At 44.9% G+C, this 19,256-nt stretch carries 20 protein-coding genes and 1 pseudogene; 3 read left to right on the top strand and 18 right to left on the bottom strand.

The features are described 5' to 3' along the window. The first annotated feature begins 139 nt into the window (after positions 1–139). On the top strand, positions 140–463 hold the full coding sequence (locus tag H9Q79_RS07065; protein WP_118647518.1) for a helix-turn-helix domain-containing protein: 324 nt from the start codon (positions 140–142) through the stop codon (positions 461–463). 118 nt (positions 464–581) lie between these two features. Here the strand turns inward: H9Q79_RS07065 and H9Q79_RS07070 are convergent, their stop codons facing one another. Next, positions 582–1,643 carry a lactonase family protein gene (locus H9Q79_RS07070; RefSeq protein WP_118647520.1) on the bottom strand — a complete coding sequence of 354 codons (1,062 nt, stop codon included), beginning with the start codon at positions 1,641–1,643 and terminating at the stop codon, positions 582–584. A gap of 201 nt (positions 1,644–1,844) precedes the next feature. After that, complete coding sequence (locus H9Q79_RS07075) at positions 1,845–2,741, bottom strand: GNAT family N-acetyltransferase (protein WP_249329524.1); 897 nt, start codon at positions 2,739–2,741, stop codon at positions 1,845–1,847. Between the two features lie 169 nt (positions 2,742–2,910). Here H9Q79_RS07075 and H9Q79_RS07080 point away from each other — a divergent pair, with 169 nt between their 5' ends. Next, the gene (locus H9Q79_RS07080; RefSeq protein WP_118647526.1) at positions 2,911–3,846 is read left to right on the top strand and encodes an RluA family pseudouridine synthase; all 936 of its coding nucleotides are present in this window, start codon (positions 2,911–2,913) and stop codon (positions 3,844–3,846) included. Positions 3,847–3,858: 12 nt separating this feature from the next. On the opposite strand, the gene H9Q79_RS07085 is transcribed toward H9Q79_RS07080, so the two are convergent. After that, the gene (locus tag H9Q79_RS07085; RefSeq protein ID WP_249329525.1) at positions 3,859–4,353 is read right to left on the bottom strand and encodes a heme-degrading domain-containing protein; all 495 of its coding nucleotides are present in this window, start codon (positions 4,351–4,353) and stop codon (positions 3,859–3,861) included. Between the two features lie 56 nt (positions 4,354–4,409). Further along, entirely contained in the window at positions 4,410–5,414 is a 1,005-nt protein-coding gene (trpS, locus tag H9Q79_RS07090) for a tryptophan--tRNA ligase (RefSeq protein WP_118647540.1), read from the bottom strand. Between the two features lie 262 nt (positions 5,415–5,676). Here trpS and H9Q79_RS07095 point away from each other — a divergent pair, with 262 nt between their 5' ends. Then, positions 5,677–6,159 carry an S-ribosylhomocysteine lyase gene (locus tag H9Q79_RS07095; protein WP_118647530.1) on the top strand — a complete coding sequence of 161 codons (483 nt, stop codon included), beginning with the start codon at positions 5,677–5,679 and terminating at the stop codon, positions 6,157–6,159. Between the two features lie 219 nt (positions 6,160–6,378). Here H9Q79_RS07095 and H9Q79_RS07100 read toward each other — a convergent pair whose 3' ends face one another. The 14 genes and pseudogenes from H9Q79_RS07100 to H9Q79_RS07160 all read right to left on the bottom strand — a co-directional run bounded on the left by H9Q79_RS07100 (position 6,379) and on the right by H9Q79_RS07160 (position 18,854). Beyond that, positions 6,379–7,686, bottom strand: coding sequence for a pyrimidine-nucleoside phosphorylase (locus tag H9Q79_RS07100; protein ID WP_118647532.1), 1,308 nt, complete (start codon positions 7,684–7,686; stop codon positions 6,379–6,381). Beyond that, positions 7,683–8,174: a methylated-DNA--[protein]-cysteine S-methyltransferase gene (locus H9Q79_RS07105; protein ID WP_249329526.1), complete on the bottom strand. Its 492-nt coding sequence runs from the start codon at positions 8,172–8,174 to the stop codon at positions 7,683–7,685. Before H9Q79_RS07105 ends, H9Q79_RS07100 begins: the two co-directional genes overlap by 4 nt. A 27-nt stretch (positions 8,175–8,201) precedes the next feature. Beyond that, entirely contained in the window at positions 8,202–9,416 is a 1,215-nt protein-coding gene (gene hydF, locus H9Q79_RS07110; protein ID WP_249329527.1) for a [FeFe] hydrogenase H-cluster maturation GTPase HydF, read from the bottom strand. Positions 9,417–9,442: 26 nt separating this feature from the next. Further along, positions 9,443–9,919, bottom strand: a complete 477-nt coding sequence (locus H9Q79_RS07115; protein ID WP_249329528.1) for a low molecular weight protein-tyrosine-phosphatase — start codon at positions 9,917–9,919, stop codon at positions 9,443–9,445. A 173-nt stretch (positions 9,920–10,092) separates the two neighbouring features. Beyond that, a complete protein-coding gene (locus tag H9Q79_RS07120; protein WP_118648786.1) occupies positions 10,093–10,518 on the bottom strand; it encodes an SWIM zinc finger family protein in 426 nt (141 codons plus the stop codon). A gap of 42 nt (positions 10,519–10,560) precedes the next feature. After that, positions 10,561–11,493, bottom strand: a complete 933-nt coding sequence (rhuM, locus tag H9Q79_RS07125) for a virulence RhuM family protein/type II toxin-antitoxin system death-on-curing family toxin (RefSeq protein ID WP_118648784.1) — start codon at positions 11,491–11,493, stop codon at positions 10,561–10,563. A 306-nt stretch (positions 11,494–11,799) separates the two neighbouring features. Beyond that, a pseudogene (locus H9Q79_RS18625) lies at positions 11,800–12,249 on the bottom strand (TrlF family ATPase); the annotation flags it as partial. Positions 12,250–13,558: 1,309 nt separating this feature from the next. Continuing rightward, positions 13,559–14,401 carry a PHP domain-containing protein gene (locus H9Q79_RS07135; RefSeq protein WP_249329530.1) on the bottom strand — a complete coding sequence of 281 codons (843 nt, stop codon included), beginning with the start codon at positions 14,399–14,401 and terminating at the stop codon, positions 13,559–13,561. Next, positions 14,401–14,532 (bottom strand): hypothetical protein, encoded by a 132-nt coding sequence (locus H9Q79_RS18270; protein ID WP_283245098.1) that lies wholly within the window; start codon positions 14,530–14,532, stop codon positions 14,401–14,403. The genes H9Q79_RS07135 and H9Q79_RS18270 overlap by 1 nt, the downstream gene beginning before the upstream one ends. Positions 14,533–14,600: 68 nt before the next feature. Beyond that, on the bottom strand, positions 14,601–14,759 hold the full coding sequence (locus H9Q79_RS07140; protein ID WP_249329531.1) for a hypothetical protein: 159 nt from the start codon (positions 14,757–14,759) through the stop codon (positions 14,601–14,603). Between the two features lie 780 nt (positions 14,760–15,539). Further along, positions 15,540–15,929, bottom strand: a complete 390-nt coding sequence (locus H9Q79_RS07145; RefSeq protein WP_330596957.1) for a GNAT family N-acetyltransferase — start codon at positions 15,927–15,929, stop codon at positions 15,540–15,542. A gap of 358 nt (positions 15,930–16,287) precedes the next feature. Then, the gene (locus H9Q79_RS07150) at positions 16,288–16,635 is read right to left on the bottom strand and encodes a TIGR04076 family protein (protein WP_118648780.1); all 348 of its coding nucleotides are present in this window, start codon (positions 16,633–16,635) and stop codon (positions 16,288–16,290) included. A gap of 10 nt (positions 16,636–16,645) precedes the next feature. Further along, complete coding sequence (locus tag H9Q79_RS07155) at positions 16,646–18,427, bottom strand: DUF2075 domain-containing protein (RefSeq protein WP_330596958.1); 1,782 nt, start codon at positions 18,425–18,427, stop codon at positions 16,646–16,648. Between the two features lie 67 nt (positions 18,428–18,494). Beyond that, entirely contained in the window at positions 18,495–18,854 is a 360-nt protein-coding gene (locus H9Q79_RS07160; protein ID WP_249329532.1) for a nucleotide pyrophosphohydrolase, read from the bottom strand. Between the last annotated feature and the right edge of the window lie 402 nt (positions 18,855–19,256).

Below are 19,256 nucleotides of genomic sequence, written 5' to 3' on the forward strand. Positions count from 1 at the left end.
ATTTGCAAATTTCTTTAATTTTTTAAGATTTCTTTTGAACCATAAGAATAAATCTCTCTTTAACATCTATTAGGAATTCATTTCCCCGTTACAATGGAATTAGAAAACAGCGATACTGCAGGAATGAGGTATATGACTTATGAGAGACACAGACGTAATTCAACACATCAAAAACCTTTGTACTGAAAGGCACTGGAGCTACTATCGCCTTGCCCAGGAAGCAGGTATTCCCTATTCTACAATCAGCAACATGATCCACAGAACGAATATCCCAACCATCCCGACTTTGCAGAAAATGTGCGACGGTTTCGGTATAACGCTTTCTGACTTTTTCCTGGACGAGGTGTCAGAGGTCCACCTGACACAACCCCAGCAGGAGGTGTTGGAGCTGTATGGACGGCTGAGCATAGAAGATAGAAAATTGTTTCTGGCTTACGGAAAAGGGTTAGGAAAAATTCAGTAATGAAGTACGGAGGACTTTCTTAAATGTAATAAAATCAGAAGCGCCGTTCCGGCAGCAGGGCAGTTTCGCTTGCCTGCTGCCGGAACGGCGCTTATCGTTAGATCTGGTATTGCCGTATTTAATATCCCATGGGGGTGATTAATATGCAGTTCGGTGTCTCAACCTTCATTGGCTTTCCCTTCATCACCAGCACTTTTTTCTCATAATCAATGGTAAAGGTAGTGATGGAATTGCTCTCATGGTTGACTACAGCAATGTGCTTGCCGTCCGGGAACAGGGCTATATCCTTGGGGTATTCGCCGCTGACCGGGAGGGCGAATTCCTTGTTCAGCATCCCTGTGGACGGATCAATCCGGAACATGGCAACCGTATTGTCCCCGGCCGTGGAAGTGAACAGATAATTGCCGTCTTCTGACAGACACATCCCTGAAGCCGCGTCATGCATCCTGTCCACATTGTCTGATGTGGTGCTGACGGTCTGAATTTTCTCAAACGCAGGGTTCTTGTCCTTGGAGCCGCACTGGTAAGTAAAGACGTCTACCGTATTGGACAGCTCATAGAGCAAATAGGCATATTTCCCGTCCGCGCTGAAACGGAGGAGACGGGGGCCTGACTCTCTCGCGCAACGGAGGATGTCCACCAGCGAAAGCCTGTTGTGCTCTGTGATCCTGTATACCTTCACCTGGTCAATCCCATTGTCCACCGCACAGAGAAACCTGTTGTCAGGAGTGGGAACCACACAGTTGACATGGGGGCGGAAATTCCGCTCTGCCACGCTGCCCAGACCCTTATGGAACACCCCGTCCATCACGCTGCCCAGACGGCCGTCCTGATGGGTGTGGACAACGGTTACCTTCCCGTCGTGGTATCCGGCAACAAACAGGTATTTACCCGTCTGGTCCACAGACAGATAGCATCCTCTCATCCCGTCAATGTCTACCTTGTTAATCAGCGTCAGATCGCCGTCGGCCTCCACGGCAAATACCGCAACTCCTTCATCTGCGATGGAATACAGGTATTTTCCGTTTAGTGAACGGCAGATGTGGGAAGAGTTGTTGATCGGAACGACCTTGCGTTCCTCAAGCGTCCCCTCTTCCAAGTTAATATCATAAAGATGAATGCCAATACTGCTTCCGTGGGTATAAGTGCCCACATATGCGACATATTTATTATCACTCATATCGGATGATCCTTTCCCTAAAATCTCTTCTGTCCCGCCGCAGCCCTGCCTCCTGCCGTTCTTCTCTTCCCGGCCGGACAGGCCTGAAGCTTCTTCCTGCCTCTCGTTACCTGAACATTATAACACGTTATTTTACCCTGGACAATGAATTTCCTGAAAATACATCGGCCCGCCTCCTGTGCCTGCCCTTCTGCCCTGCCTTCAGGCGTGGGTCATTGCCGGAAAGCAAATCTGCTCCCTGATCAGCATCTGCGCGTCCGGACCCATCAGAAATAAGGTGGACTGTTCTTCGTGATAGACTTCAGCCGTCAGCCCTTCTCTGTCTCTGACCGGAAAACGCAGTACATAGCCAGGCCTGTCTTCAGAAAGAACTGCCTCCAGTACTTTTTCCATGGGGATCTGCGGTCCGCAGTAGATATCCTCGAATCTGAGGCGTTTTTCCTCCCTGCTCAGCACGACCACAGCCTCCGGCTCTTCCAGATAATAGATTTTACCCTTCATCATGTCGTCGCCGTTTAAATAGAGTATGTTCATATTTTTCATCTGTATCCGGGAATAAGGATTTCCCCGGAAGGCCACGGAACGGAACAGCTCCTGATCCTCCCTGACATTCAGATCCAGCTTCCTCAGCCTTTTCCCGTGTTTTTTCCCTGTAAAAACGCCTGCCCACTGGGTCTCGTCCGCCTGCCGGAAGCCAAACTTAGGATAAAAGTCCACAACTGCGTTCTTGGCGAACAGATAGATCATATCACACCGCCCTTGCCATTCCTGAAATATCCGGTCCATCAATACTCTGATCAGCCCTCTGTTCCGGTACTCCAGATCTGTCATAACCGTGCCAATCAGCACATATTTCCTGGATTTCCCGTCCCAGATGAAATCCATGGTGCTGGCTGCGACATTAGCCACCGGACGTTCGCCGTCCAGCAGCGTATATGGGATGTATGTATCATCAAAATATCCGCCTTCAAACCAGGGAGTAAAATCCTGATGGAAAGCCTGATATGCCAGATCAATATATCCCTTCAGATAGCTTCCTTCCCATTTTCCCCTGATCAGCAGATTATATTCCTTTCCTCTTATCTCTATTTTCTCCATATATCCAGTTCCTCCTGTCTTTGCCGTTTGACTTCTAAACGCGCATGCCTTCCGGCCCACCTGTCCATTATAATGCCCTGATGCGGGACGCCGCAAGCCTTATTAGAAAAATCGGTTTGACTTTTTTCTTGATTCCCTATACCATGGTAAGGTACAGAAAGGATACCCTATGGAACGACTATTTTCTTACAGGATTTTACCGCCAGACGCCGGAAAGACAATTGAACAGTTTTTGAGGGCACAGGGCTTTTCCCATCACCTGCTGATTTCTCTGAAGCACTCGGAAAACGGGATCTGCCTGAACGGGAGCCGGATGTTCACAAACCACATCCTGGCAGCCGGAGACCTGCTGGAAATCCGCCTTCGTGAATCTGTTTCCTCACCCAATATTCTGCCGGCCCCGGTGCCGTTTACCCTGGTTTATGAGGATGAGGACCTGCTGGTCATTGATAAACCCGCCGGCACTCCGGTACACCCTTCCCAGGGCAATTATGACAACACGCTGGCAAACGGCCTGGCTGATTATTTTCTGAGCAGAGGAGAACCTTTTGTATACCGGTGCATCAACCGGCTGGACCGTGACACCACCGGGCTGCTGCTGGTGGCCCGGCACGCTCTCAGCGCCTCTGTCCTCTCCGCCCAGATGACCCGGCGCCGGATACACAGAACTTATTGTGCCATAGTAACGGGCCTAACGCCTCCGGAGGGAACCATAGACCGCCCCATTGCCAGAAAACCCGGCTCCATCATTGAACGCTGGGTAGACCCAGAGCACGGGGAACCGGCGGTCACCCATTTTCAGACGCTGTGGCAGGGAAAAGATTTTTCACTGCTGAAGCTGCAGCTGGAAACCGGCCGGACCCATCAGATCCGTGTTCACATGGCCGCCTCCGGCCACCCGCTCCTGGGCGACACGCTCTATGCCCCCGATGCGCCCCACTCGCCTATTCTCCGCCAGGCGCTCCATTCCTGGCGGCTGGAATTCCGCCATCCTCTCACAAAAGAAGCGATGCGTTTTACCGCACCGCTTCCCGATGATATGATGTCAGTATTGTTTCAGGCCAACCCAGACATTGCTGCAGAATACAGCCACATCTTTGAATAAAGACCTGGCCTGTCAGACCGCCCGGATTCTGGGCACTTCGTCAATATGGAGGTATTTGCTGATACTTTTGACCAGCAGATCGTGATCAGCCACATGGTTCGGCCCGGATACCGCTATCACACCGATAACGCCCACCTCTTCCACACGGATCGGAAAAGCTCCGCCCATATCTGCGCATTCCGACGGGTCCAGCCCCATCAGCTCCAGATTCTTTTCATTCTGGCGCAGAAGCATGTGCAGATGCAGGCTGCTGCGTTCCATCCTGCGGACCGTGTTGATCTTTTTCTGTACCCAGTCTTCCGTATACAGCGTGGTTCCGTCAAAATCATATTGAAATACGGTCTGCCCGTTGTTCAGCTGGATCTTCAGGGCTACCGGCGTATTCCGCCTTCTGGCCTCCAGGACAATCAGATTGCCCAGCTCCCAGGCATCTCCATTGGTAAAATGACTGAACTGCAGGATCTCTTCCTGCATCTCCAGCACTTTCAGCAATTCCTCAATTGTCATAAAACCACCCTTTCCTCTTTAAATGCTTATTTTATCCGGATGCTCTGCCCCGGAACTCAGCGGGGCCGCTCCGGGAAGCCCACTTTTTTCTGAACCTTGCGCAGCGTTTTATTTGCAAAATACTGTGCCTTCTCCGCATTGTTCTTAATGATGGAATCCAGATAGGTTTTATCCTTCTCAATCTCTGCCACACGGCTCTGAAGGGGCTGCAGGATGGAATTGACCGCCTCTCCCACCGCTTCCTTTAATACCCCGTAGCCCTGGCCTTCAAATTCTCTGACAGCCTCGCCGGGCTGTTTGCCGGTACAGGCACAGTAGATATCAATCAGATTCTTAACCCCCGGCTGCTCATCCCGGTAAAGGATCACTCCCTCGGAATCTGTGATCGCGCGTTTACATTTTCTGATAACGGTGTCCGCGTCATCCATCAGGTAAATGCTCCCGTTGGGATTCTCATCGGATTTGGACATCTTCTTTGACGGGTCCTGGAGGCTCATGATCTTGGCTCCCACCTTCCCCACATAAGCTTCCGGCATGGTAAACACATCTCCGTACAGATTGTTAAACCGCTCCGCAATATCTCTGGTGATCTCCAGATGCTGCATCTGGTCGATCCCCACAGGAACCACATCCGCCTGATACAGCAGAATATCGGCTGCCATCAGTACCGGATAGGTGAACAGTCCCGCGTTGATATTATCCGCATGCTTTGCGGCTTTGTCTTTAAACTGGGTCATGCGGTTCAATTCGCCCATGTAGGTAAAGCAGCTGAGGATCCACATCAGCTCTGCATGGCCTGATACGTGGGACTGGTAGTAGATACAGTTTTTCTCCGGGTCCAGGCCGGCGGCTATATAAATGGTCAGCAGCTTTCTCGCCCGCTTTCTCAGCGTGGCCGGGTCCTGGCGGACTGTTATGGAATGCATGTCAACCACACTGTAAAAGCACTCATATTCATCACTCAGGGTAACCCAGTTTTTCAGCGCACCCAGATAATTCCCCAGCGTAAGGCTGCCCGTAGCCTGCATTCCGGAAAACAATACTTTCTTATCGTTCATCATAATTCTGCCCTCTTTTAATCCAAACCAATATTTACAGGCCGCCTTAAGCCTTCCGTCCTGCCGGCCTGCCATAATTTTCAGTTTAGCATTATCGTTTGCGAAAGTCAATTTCTGATTTAACTCCTGCATCACGTGATGGCTGCAGCTACGCCCGCCGAAGCTTGGCTGTTGATGGTATGTTGACTTTCTTTCAAAACCTGTTTACAATGAGATGCAGAAACCAGCTGCACATCAGTTTAAAATATAAACAGGAGAGACTGCCATGAAAAAAATCGCGAGCTTTACTATTAATCACATAAAACTTCAGCCGGGAATTTATGTATCAAGAAAGGACCATATCGGCGCTGAGACCGTAACCACCTTTGACCTGCGGATGACCTCTCCGAATGAAGAGCCTGTCATGAATACGGCGGAGGTCCACGCCATCGAACATCTGGCCGCTACCTGCCTGCGCAATGACGCTGAATTCGCTGATCAGATTGTCTATTTTGGACCTATGGGATGCCGTACCGGCTTCTATCTGCTGCTGGCGGGGGATTATGAATCGAAGGAGATTGTCCCGCTCGTCATACGCACATTTGAGTTTATACGGGATTTTGAAGGAGAGATCCCGGGCGCTTCACCCAGGGATTGCGGCAATTATCTGGACATGAATCTGGGTATGGCAAAATACCTTGCGGACAAGTATCTGAAGGAGGTTCTGTATGATATAAAGCCGGAACGCCTGACTTATCCTGAAGACTGAGAAGCTGCTCCATCCGGGCACTGAACACTGTATACCGGCACCGGACACAGTGTATATGGCATTATGGTAACTATCCGTACAAAAGCCCGGCGGGATCCATGCCGGATGTCCTTTTCCTATCCTGGACATCCGCCCCACATCCCGCCGGGCTTTCCGGCCAACACAGGTTAATAATGTACGCAAAATACCACAATTCCCGGAATCAAATAGATTACACCTTTATACTTTGATGATATCTACAATCAGCGGCCGTTTTTCTGGCTGTTCACAGCCAATCTCATAGGCGTTCAGAAACCGTTCTCTGGCTGCCGCCGCCTTCGTCTCATCATTGGCATGCATAACGGCCAGAGGTTCTCCCTTTTCCACGTAATCACCTGCTTTTTTATAGATCTGAAACCCGACAGCCAGATCCACCGGATCGCCCTTTTTCTCCCGGCCGCCTCCCAGAATGAGGGAGGACATTCCGACTTCATCACAGAGAATCCTGCGGATATACCCGCTTGCAGGCGCCGGAATCTCTTCCTGGATGGATGCCTGGGGGAGATGTTCCGGATGATAGACATCTTCGCGCCTTCCGCCCTGGGCCTCTGCCAGATCCGCAAGCTTTTCCAGAGCGCGGCCGCTTCTCACGGCTTCCAGCAGCATCTCCCTGGCCTCCACCGGCGAGGATGACTTGCCTCCGCAGACCAGCATCTGGCTGCCGAGGGTCAGGCATAGCTCCGTAAAGTCTTCCGGGCCTCTTCCCCGCAGAGTGGAAATCGCTTCCTTTACTTCCAGCGCGTTGCCCACGGCTTGGCCCAGCGGCTGATCCATATCAGAAATCACGGCGACCATCGCTCTTCCCGCCCGTCTGCCGATTGAAACCATTTCGCGGGCCAGGGCTTTCGCATCCTTTTCCTGTTTCATAAATGCTCCGCTGCCCGTTTTTACATCCAGAACAATCGCGTCCGCTCCGGCGGCCAGCTTTTTGCTCATGATGGAGCTGGCGATCAGGGACAGATTGTCCACAGTTCCTGTCACATCCCTGAGCGCGTACAACTTTTTATCCGCAGGCGCCAGATCTGCCGTCTGTCCCATGATGGCAATTCCGATGTCCCGTACCTGGCGTATGAACTGTTCCTCTGCCAGATCCGTTGTAAATCCCGGAAAGCTTTCCAGCTTGTCGATGGTCCCTCCCGTATGGCCCAGCCCGCGGCCGCTCATCTTGGCAACAGGAATCCCGCAGGCCGCAACCATCGGCCCTAGCGCCATAGAGGTTTTATCGCCTACGCCCCCGGTAGAATGCTTATCCACCTTTATTCCTGGAATGGCAGACAAGTCCAGCCTGTCTCCGCTGGCAGCCATGGCCTGCGTCAGATCCAGTGTTTCCCGGTCATTCATTCCCACAAAGTATATGGCCATCATCATGGCTGCCATCTGATAGTCCGGGATCTCTTCCCGGGTGTAGCCGTCAATCATGTATGTAATTTCGTCTTCTGTCAGTGTTCCTCCGTTTCGTTTCTTCAGGATCAGATCATACATTCTCATCTCAGGCTGTTCCCTCCTTCCAGCTCCAGAAGATACTGTTTTTTGTCCAGCCCTCCCGCATATCCCACCATTTTGCCGCTGCTGCCCACCACACGATGGCAGGGGATCACAATGCCTATAGGATTTACATGGTTTGCCATGCCCACCGCCCGGCAGGCTTTTTCATTGCCGCACCGTCCGGCGATCTCCTTGTAAGTGCGGGTCTCCCCATATGGGATCTCCTGCAGAACGGACCAGACCTTCTTCTGAAATTCAGTTCCGGCGGGTGAGAGAGGCAGGGAAAATTCTCTGCGCTTTCCTGCAAAATATTCCTTAAGCTGACGGATCACCTCCCGGTTCAGCCCGTTTTCTTCTGTTACCGGCTGTTCCGGCCTTCCAAAACTGATCCCCGTCACTGCCTTCCCATCACTCACGATAGTGAGCCATCCGGCCGGACTTTCATATGCGGTTATATAAAGCTTTTCTTTTTTTGAATGATCGTTGTTCATCTGCTCTCTCCTCTACAGTTGATTCCATCAGGGTTTCTCTGACAGCTCCGCCCGGACGTCAGGGAACATTTCCACGCACCGCCTTAAAATTCCCTGGATATAGGCGATCGCAATTCCATAATTAGTCATGGGCGCCTTCTGGTCAGCCGCACACTTGATCCGGTATTTCATCTCTCTTTCGTTCAGCATGCAGCCCCCGCAGTGGATGATCAGACGATACCCGCTTAAATTTTCCGGAAATTCCAGACCAGATGTAAATTCAAAGTTCAATTCCTTGCCTGTGTACTTCCTTATCCATCCGGGGAGCTTAACGGTTCCGATATCATCACATTGCCGGTGGTGGGTGCAGCCCTCTGAGATCAGGATTTTATCTCCGTCACAAAGCCTGTCCAGCGTCGCGGCCCCTGCCGCCGCGGAGCGGAGATTTCCCTTGTATCTGGCAAAGAGGATGGAAAAGGATGTCAGCCAGATATCTCCCGGGGTGTCTGCGCTGGCTCTGGCAAATACCTGGCTGTCCGTAATGACCATCCGTGGCTTTTTGCCCAGCTCTGCCAGCGTGGCTTTCAGTTCGTGATCTCTCACCACGATTGCAGCGGCGCCCGCTTCCAGCACATCCCGTATGACCTGCTGCTGGGGCAGGATCAGGCGGCCTTTGGGAGCAGCCTTGTCGATGGGAACGACCAGTACGACAAAATCCCCTGGTGCCAGCAGATCGCCCACCAGCCTGCGTTTCGGCTCACCGGTGACTGTCAGACGGCCAATCCGCTCCTTCAGTTCCTGAATCTGCCAGCCCTCCCTGGCACTGACCCATATTTCCTCCTCTGACAGCTCCGCCAGAGGGCCGGCGTTCAAATCAGATTTATTGTAAACGATGAGATAGGGAATTTCTTTTTCCCGGAATATGGAAATCAGCTCTTCATCGGCCTCTGTCCTGCCCGTTGTGCCATCTACCACCAGGACTGCTACATCTGTGCGGTTCAGAACTTGTCTGGTCTTCCTCACACGAAGCCCGCCCAGGCGGCCTTCGTCGTCAAAACCAGGCGTATCGATAATCACCACGGGTCCCAAAGGCAATAATTCCATGGATTTGCTGACCGGGTCGGTGGTTGTGCCTTTGATCTCAGATACAACGGCCAGCTCCTGGCCGGTAACCGCGTTGACAAGGCTGGATTTGCCTGCATTTCTCCGGCCGAAGAAACCGATATGTATCCGGTCGGAAGACGGCGTTTCATTCATTCCCATGACTTCTCACTCCTTTGCTGTTGGGTTCAGTTTAAACGGCATGCCCCGGGATAGCCCAGGTATTTGAGAAGGCCGGTGCAGCCCTCTCGGATATCCCTGTATGTGGTCTCAAAATCACCGGTGTACCAGGGATCCGCAATGTCATCGTCCGGCCTGTCGGTAAATGCCAGTAAACGGTATACCTTGTGTTCGGGATCGCCCCGGAGTATCCGCATCATGTTGCGGATGTTCCACTGATCCATGCCGATCAGGTAATCGTATTTGTCATAGTCCCTGCGGGTCATCTGAACGGCGGTTTTTCCGGAGGCCGAGATGCCCAGTTCCTGCAGAACCGCGCGGGTGCCCCGGTGCACGGGGTTGCCGATTTCCTCGGTGCTGGTGGCGGCGGAGGCGATGTGGAAATTTGACGTAACATTTAGTTTGGCGGTCATGTCACGAAGCAGGAATTCCGCCATGGGGGAACGGCAGATGTTGCCGTGGCAGATGAAAAGTATTTTTATCATGTTTTTATGTCTCCTTAAATCGTCGTATTTCCTTGTATTTAAAGGCTTTTTACAACTTTCATTTTTCTTGTAGTTTCTGTAACTTCTTATAAATTCTCATGTTTTGGCAGTCAAAAGTTGTAAAATAAGTTGTTCTATAAAATTATCACGTATCATCATTTCTTTTAATAATTTCAGTCGTATAAATCGTCAATCATTCGCCGGATTAATTTTTCTCGCAGTTCTGCTTTTGTCAAGCCCATCACATATTCCTTTACTTCTCGTTCTTTCATTTCCTGTTCATAGGCTTGCTCATACAATTGGTTCTGTTCTTCGATATAATCCAACATTTGCTGCTCTTTTTCAGGAAAAATTCCAAGACAAAGCGCAACCATGTGTTTACAAATAACTTTGCGTCCAGCAGCAAATGGACAGTCGCACGTCGATTTTTTAGGATGTTCCAAATCAATCTTTACATTGTATACTGCTTCATTACTGTCTTTTACTTTTCCTTGATAACAATTTTTATCAATTTCGTTCCAAGAAAGGACACGCTTTTCGTGGTGATACTCAATTCCTCTCCAAAAAGATCGATTACTTGCTAGATTTAATAGTTTCATATCTTTCAACTCACTTTCTGATATTTTTACCTTTATGAATTACTATTTTATACAATTCATAATCACACTTATCATCATTTCTTTTTCTTCTGGATTTGATTCCGCAATCATAATCGTAAGTGCAACAAGTGTGTGGTCGTCAATTAGTTTTTCTCCGTCCTTAAATAAAACGCCATTCTTATCCAAAAAATATAAGAACATTGTTGCCGCTATTCGTTTATTTCCATCGGAAAAACTATGATTCTTCGTGACAAAATATAATAGATTTGCAGCTTTTTCTTCTAAAGTAGGATATAAGTCTTCTCCTGCAAAGCTTTGATAAATCGCTCCAATGCTTCCTTTAAATGAATCATCCTTTTCATTACCGAATAATGAGCTGCTGTCACCAAATTTCATATTATCAATTACTTTTCTACATTCCTCATATGTCAGAATATACGTTGCTCTATTTCCTTTTGGTCGTGCCATATTCTGATGATCATAGGCATCTAACAGTTCTAGTGCCTGACTATATCTTTCTACTACTGTTAATACTTGTTTTGTATCCAGGCTGTTTTCTACTCTTTTCATAACTCGTATTACCTCATTTAATTGATTCATACGATTATGATTCACAGCGTATCCTTTGATTATGTATTCCTTTAAGATACCATTTGCCCAACGTCTAAATTCGATGCCTCGTTTTGATTTTACTCGATAACCGACAGAAATAATAACGTCCAAATTATAGTGTTCTACCATGTATTTTTTACCATCAGAAGCAGTTGTCGCAAATTTTGCGACAACTGTATTTTGCTCGGACAATTCCTCTTTCAAAGCATTATTAATATGCTTACCAATCGTTTTTATGTCACGTTCAAACAGTTCTGACAACTGATTTCTATTGAGCCAAACTGTTTCCTCTTTCACCATAACTGGCAAAGATATCATTCTATCCTCTGTCTCAAATAAAATAATTTCATTTTTGTTATCCATTGGCTTCTCCAATCCATATATTATGTCACATCGGAACACCCTTCAAAAGTTGTAAACCTGTTGTAAAAAATATTCGCTTAATCTTATAATTTGTCTAAATCACCTGTACCGCCTTTGCTTTTTCTTACATTATACTATGTCTTAGCATTCACTTCAAACGGAATATAGGAAAAGGCTTTTGTTCAGTTTATAATTTGAAATAGTAGGGCTTGTTGGATTTCCGTAAGAGATGACTAATGCTTTACTGATTTTTTTACGTTTTATGACAAGAAATAACGGAGCGTTAATCACTCCGTTATTTCTTCTTTATAAATGATACTTGTTTTCCCTCTCTTGGAACGCTGCATTACCACCTTCCAAAAGGTCACATACATGTTCTCTTATTCCTTGACACAAAAGGATATTTGAATTGTTGTTTTTAAAACTTTCTTCTAATGCGCCTGAACGATATACAAATTTAATTTCATCGGGATTAGGACTATTAATTCCATGTTGATTCGCCACTATTATTTCTTCAGCATCCGCGCCTACCACAATGTTAGGATTGTGAGTTACCAAAATAATCTGACGTACCTTCTTCTTGATTCTTAAATACCGTACTAGTTCTGCATAAATTGCTCTATTATCAAGGTCGTCTTCTGGTTGATCAATTAATATTGGATAATCACTCTTACTAAAATCCAGAAGTAAACGTAAAATAACAAATGCCATTTTCCCTTCAGACATAGATTCTAAATCATCCCCTTGGTACTGTATATTATAATTAATCGCAAAACCATTAAATGTAATTACATGTTCGACTGCTTCTTCTATATCAATCCCTCTTTTTAATATATATTGCCTTGAATACAATTTATCAAACACAGAATCAATAAAAGCAGTATATTCTTCGCTGTTTTTGTATTGATAATTTATTACATCCTGATTAACTGAAGCTCTACCGTCCAAATATCTGTTAATCAACTCTATGTATTCCGTATGTTTAAATGATATATATGGATATACTTTTACACCTCTGCCTTCAATATTTTTTTCTTTCTGCAATATGTTTTCCAATCGTTTATTTTCTACCTTTAATTTATCTGCATATCCCATGTATTCTTGATTCTTAGCATACAAGCCTTGTGCCTTACGATATTCAGACGATTCTTCTATAAATTTAATTTCTTTTTCTAAATCTTTAATTTTTTCTTCTTGCTGAGTGATAAATGTCCCTACTCTTTTTTTCCATGCTTCACTTGCTTCGGAACACAATTGACTATAACTTTTCTCAATAATATCTGAAAGGGGCTTATCCAAATCAAACAACTTGTCAGAAATATCGATCAGCAATCGCAAATTCTTAATTCCGTCTAACACTTTAATATCGTGTATAGCGCGTTTTTTCTGCCTTTCAAAATCAGCCAGCTGTTCCTTTTTCAATTCATAATCATGTTCTTCCGTTTCAGACAGTCCCTCTAGCATTGATAACTTTAATTCTGCCATGCCACATTTAATTTTATCTATCTCCTGCTGTATTCCTTGTTTATTACCTAATGCTAATAATTCCTCATATAAAACTTCTTTTTCTTGTTTTACCGATTTGTACTGTGCAAAAAGCGAGCGAATCTTACCAGTCTGCTCTAATAAGAAATCCTTTATCTCAGAAAGTTTTTCATTAAATGTTTCTTCTGAACGTAAAATTCTAACTACCAATTCTGAAATTTTCTTTTTATCTGTGGCAAGATCAATAATGTAACTCTGTGGAAAAAAGTCAACTTTCCTATTTCCAGTCTCCGAATGATCTCTCCAATCAAGACTCATACTTTTTACTATATCAGCAATATAATCGTCATAACTAGATTTACTTTTTTTAATTGGAGTGAAATCCCCACACAATCTTGCTAAGCATCCTAATAAAATCGATTTTCCCGAAGACCTGCCTCCAATAATCGTATTTAATCCCTGATTAAATGGTACAACTTGTTCTCCAAAATCCTTGTGCTTCACTTTTAGCGAATCAATTACCAAATAATCATTCTTCTGTTCTGGCTCACTTACTTGAATTTTTGCTCGATTATGGGGTTCAAACAAAATTTGCCTTAATCCATACGTAATTTCGTGCAATTTCACTTTTATTATGAGCATCCGATGCGGCAATAGCAGGTTTATTAAAATTATCTTGATAAAATGGTGCTTCTTTGCTATTTCTCACCTCACAAATATCGATATACTCTCGTAGTAGTTCTTCTTTTACAGTGCCAAGTGAATCTGCCAAATCAGATACGTTCTTGGGTCCTGGACCTTCATGCTTCATTTCTTCTTCAAAACTGTTCGCTTTGCTACCCGCATGCACAGATACTAGTCCACCATATTTATGTATTAAGTTTGCGGCCTTTTTAAAGTCAACCTGTACTTGAAGTAATCCTTCTTTATAAGCGGCACTATCATCTCTAAATGTCTTTCCTGTTGAACGGGCAGCACGAATAATTTCAGTTTTTGATAGGCCTAGTGGAGCCAAAACCAAATCATTTAAGGCTACTTCATCAAGAATTGTTGATTCAAATTTATCTGGGAATAATCCAATCATATGTACTGATTTTTGCCCATATTCAGTCCGAAATTCTATTCCCGCGATGACACCAAGTCCCTTTTCTTTACCTAATCTCTTAATTTTATCAATATTATTCACAGTATGATGATCCGTAAGAGCAATAACTTTAATTCCTTTAGCGACAGACTCATCAACTAATTCTTCTGGTGTACATTTTCCATCTGAAGCTGTTGAGTGTAAATGTAAATCCCATTTTCTCCAAATTGAACCTTTTGAATTTATAATTTTCATATTGTATCCTTTCTTCAAAGCAAAGAATTTCAATTTATAAATTATTATCTCTAAGTATCCTTCAACGGGTTTTTCTTGCCACATCAAGGCTCTTTCAAAAATGGTGTAGTAGTGGTGTAGTAAATGCCTTTCCGCTTCGTGAAACCATTGATTTTACTGGCTTTTTGGGGACTTTTCAAGATACTGCCGTGGCAGACGAATAGTATCTTAATCATATTTAAAAATCCTCCTGAAAATCCATATTCTACTCTGTTTTACCAACTATTTTTTTGCGCTTTTCCACCTAACAGTTATCCAAACTATTCTCATTCAGCAGGAAATCATAAATCCACATAACCAACACTCCATCGTCATTGTAATAAGGCGCAGGTGCGTCTTTCGTAATGATGATTTTCTTAAAGAAAGCGCCGGTCAGCATCAAGGACCGCTGCTCTTGTTTCATCTTTGCCTGGTCGGGAATCGCATAGGCCGACTGAATATAATAACGCCCACATCATTTCCACTAAGGATTGTGATATGTAGGCATTACTCGTACAAAGAATCCGGTCTGCCGGACTCCCGCGCCGGAGCGCTACCGCCCCAGCAGCCATATTTCCTTAGCGCGGAGGCATTGGCTCACTTAGCGAATGAAATGAGCTTAGTGAACAAGCCCACATCGTGTTGCGCATCCCCCGGAAGGTTTTATATCATAGGACGCACTTTCCTATGATATAAAAAACTGACACTTCCAGCATCTACAAAAGGCCTTTCATCAAATACTAATTATTCAATGTGCAAACCGTCAGAAAGTGCTTTTTGATAATAATTATAAATTTGTGTAAATTCGAACAGCTATCCCATCAACTACAAAGGTGAATACTATTTATTACCGGAGCGTCAACACCAAGCAGTAGCTAAAGGGACAGGCATTACATCAGTTTCTGTTGCAGAAAACTGGAATTACATGGGACAGTGTGCCGATCCAGTCAAGCATTTCCCTCTTCCGGCCCAGGCTAAATCAAACTGTTTTTTGACGCTTCAATCTAGTTACAGTATCTCGATAAAATGGTTACTATACATATCCCAATACTTTTTATATACAAAATCATGATTACCATCAAAATTGAGCTGGTACATTCTAAAAATCACTGGGAAATCTTTCGGCTGCCATTGCTCTTCATATGAGTAACAGTATTTCATCCCTACTTTCTGCATAACTTTTCCACTTCTCGGATTGTTTCTGTCATGCGTTGCCGTGATATATGGAAGCCCGTCTTTTTTTTACCTGCTCAACAACAGCCTTACCCGCTTCCGTAACAATCCCCTGATGCCAAAACTCCTTACGAAGCCCATAACCAAAATCATGGTGTTCCTCCATATCAACTTTGACATAATCTATAGGAAAATTGTCACTTTTAAGACAAATCGAATCAGCATATGCCTGGGGCTGTTCATACTTTGCTGCGTATCTTTCCTCATAAAATTTCCTGGTTTCTCCAATGTTTTTCATAGGATACCATGGTAAAAACTTGTTGACCTCTTCATCTTTCAGGATAAGGAAAAGAGCTTCCATATCTTCTTCTGTAAATTTCCTTAAAATCAATCGTTCTGTTTCTAACGCAGGTGTATTCAAAACTTATTACCTCTACAAATTAAAAGCTGCTGCATTTCCCATCTTCTTGAACATCGTTCAAAAAACATCCCTCGCTCTGCTCGGCCGGCCCAAGTATTTCTTTCTCCCGAAATACCATAATCCGTTCCTGATTCTAATACCTGGATTCCTATGTCATCATACCCGCTTCTCGAAATTCTGCCATTGCACATCACCCTTTCAATTGCTATAACCGTAGCCACCGCCTCATCAATCTTTTCCTTGAATTTCTACTTATCCGGACAGACATTCCCAGACATGCTTTCTGCGCAAAAATATTGTCTGTCATATGAGGCAGCACTGGGTCATACACCTAATTAAACCCAATACCACATTAAATTTAATCAAAAAACTTCCCTTTAAAGAAATTCTCATTGCCAAGCTTTCTTGCCGTCAGCCTGAACATCACACAACCATCCGGGCACACAATATCCTTGCTATATTTATCATTCCCCCCAATATTCTCCAAATCCCCGCCGCTTCTGACAGCCTCCATGACCGGGAACAACACCGTCATTACCTTAGAGCAGATACCCTGCCCCTCTGCATTTACCGGGCATCCATAGGTGCAGGTATATTTATCGCCAATTTCCTCTCCATTTCGGCAATATCTCTCCGTATGATCGCTCCGGAGAAATCCTGTCACCTCTATTTCAAATTCATACTCTTCGTCATACCACTTTTTCATAATTGACCTCTTACTTTCTTTTTATTAATAAGGTTTCATGTTTTCCCTGTGATCCTGCGGCCTCCTTCAGCGCCCTTCTCAATTCATCATCACACGCGTACAGGTACAGCCCGTTAACACCGCGCGTCATCAGGACACGGACTTCATGCTGGATCAGCGTTTCACCAAACTTTCTTTTCGTCCCGTCGGAAAGTGTACGATTTCTTGTTGCCTTCGCATTAAAGCTCGCGGAAGCGTCAAAAACAATTTCTCCATCGCGGTATTTCACAGACGGCCCGAGAATAACTCCGGCATAATTCAAATCAAAACCCTGAATGGTAAATGTAGACCCTACTTCATTAATGGTCTGCGGCTGCTCCGCCCAGGAAAGAGTTTTACTTCTTCGTTTTTCCTTCCTGCCCAGTTCTTTTTTCAGTTCACGGTTCCAGGGCTTATGCCAGTCCCCGATCCTCACCTCCCAGTAAGCCAGCATTCTTTCCTCCATCGATGAATTCTTGCTGTATTCCCAGTCGTACGTGGCTATCATTCTGGATAATTCATGTTCTTCCTCTCCGGCTCTTTTCTTAATTGCCGCTTCCAGTTCAGACGGCCCGTCAAATACTTTTATCTCATATCCTGTTCCATCCATTGGAAGCTTAGTGACTTTTTTATTCTTAGTGAAATCATCGATCCAGGAAATTGTTTCTTCTGAGGCTGCCATTCTCATTTGTTTTCTCAGTTCAAAATGATTGCCGTTGTCTTTCGCAATTTTTCTATAATGGTTCAATATCTGAGCTTCCCAATACTGCTCTGTCGTTAAAATTTGATATTCGTCAAACATAACCACAGTAACTCTCGCCCTGTTCAGAATATCCTCCAGCTGATTATTTCCCTTATAGGATTGCTTCCCCTGTGTCAATAATAAGTGCGCCTCGTCGACAAATGCAACGTCTATAGGATTGTCAGCCGAATGATGATTAATAAAAGTAGTTGGTTTACACACAACTTTTCCATACCTGTCATTCAGCCCCAGTTTTTCCGCAATCTGCTCGTAGACTGTAATCTGTTCGTCATGGTTTACGAGAAGATAACATTGCAGATCCTCCCTCCCCTGTTCTTCTGCCTCTGAATACAGTTCATAAAAGGTACTGCTGTTGAGAACGGTTTTACCTGTGCCTGCCTCCCCGTCTATGAAGATAAGCTGCCCCCTTTCATTTTTCTTCAGCGCGTGAAAAACCTTTTCTATGATTCTGTCCTTAACATCTTCCTGTTCCTGGGTCAATTTATGTAATGGGGATGCCTTAAATAATGCAGAATCTTTTATGACACTTTCTTTGGGAAACAGCAAAGAATCTGTATTTCTAAGGTTTCTCCAAATGAACCGGAAAATTTCATTTAATTCATCATCCGTGTAATATCTGTTCTGCCGGTTGCTTCTTTTATTATGTATTTTCTTAACATTTTCAACGCTCATCATATAGAGCATAAGACGGTTTTCAATATCCAGAGTTAAAGACTTATTAAAATGCTCATGACCAATGATATACAGACTTGCTGAATTCTTTTTCAACTGATATTGCCAGCAGCCTTTATCTCTGGCTTTGTCATAATGCTGTTTCGTTCTCCTAACCACATCATTCGATTCACCAATATAGATTTCATATTCCTCGCCGCTTTTCCAGTTATGGATATAAACGATGGGATAATCCAGCAAAACAGTTTTTTCCTTATCCGATGAATGATTCTCTAATTTTTCCCGAAAAGCTTCCAGGCTGCGCATGTTGTCATCTATTTTATGTATGATTGGTTCCAATTCAGTTCCTCTTTTCTCTATCAGTACATTCCATCTTCCTATTCGTAAAGGTACGTTTCTCCCTCAATTACTCATATTCATTATATTTTTTATTACTGCCCTTAGCCTTGTCTACCGGATATTTCTCTCCGTTTTTCCTTATTTTGTCCTCCAGCCCGCCGGCAAGGTCAAATTCATACATTTGTGAAAATCTCAGCAAAAAGAAAAACACATCAGAAAGCTCCTCCGAAATCCGTTCCCTTTTCTTTAAATCTTTCATCATATCTTTCATCTGCTGATCCGTTTTAAAACGGAATAAATCTAAAAGCTCGTTGGCCTCCGTGGAAAGCCCGATTGCCAGCTCCTTCGGACTGTGGTACTGGTCCCAGTCTCTTTCTTCACAGAACTTTTTAACCTTATTTTCCATTTTTAAAATATCCGCTTCCATCTTTACCTCTCATACTTCTGCGTAAATGTCTTTAATCTCTGTTCACTCCGCCATCTCTTTCAATCCACCTAAAACAACTACATGAATAATTATCATTATAGCGTACATGCGGGGATATTTCCAGCAAAAGCGCTTATACACCATCTAAAGCTTTCTCACATGCAGCCAGAGTATTCCTCCCTGCATCTCATTGATTCTCAAAAAACCTGCCTCAGCCAACGATATTTCCAGTCCAGGATACCATTTTTCCTCCAAACAAACGCCTTTCGCCATAGGCACACAGTCCGGGGCTGCATCGTTGACACAACAACACCGATGCACTGTCTGCCACCCAACCGCGAAGAAAAGGGCACCTTCTTTAGTATAATTGGTATTATTTGGAAATCCTCTCAGCAATATACA

Source organism: Wansuia hejianensis (genome assembly GCF_014337215.1).
Classification (GTDB): domain Bacteria; phylum Bacillota; class Clostridia; order Lachnospirales; family Lachnospiraceae; genus Scatomonas; species Scatomonas hejianensis.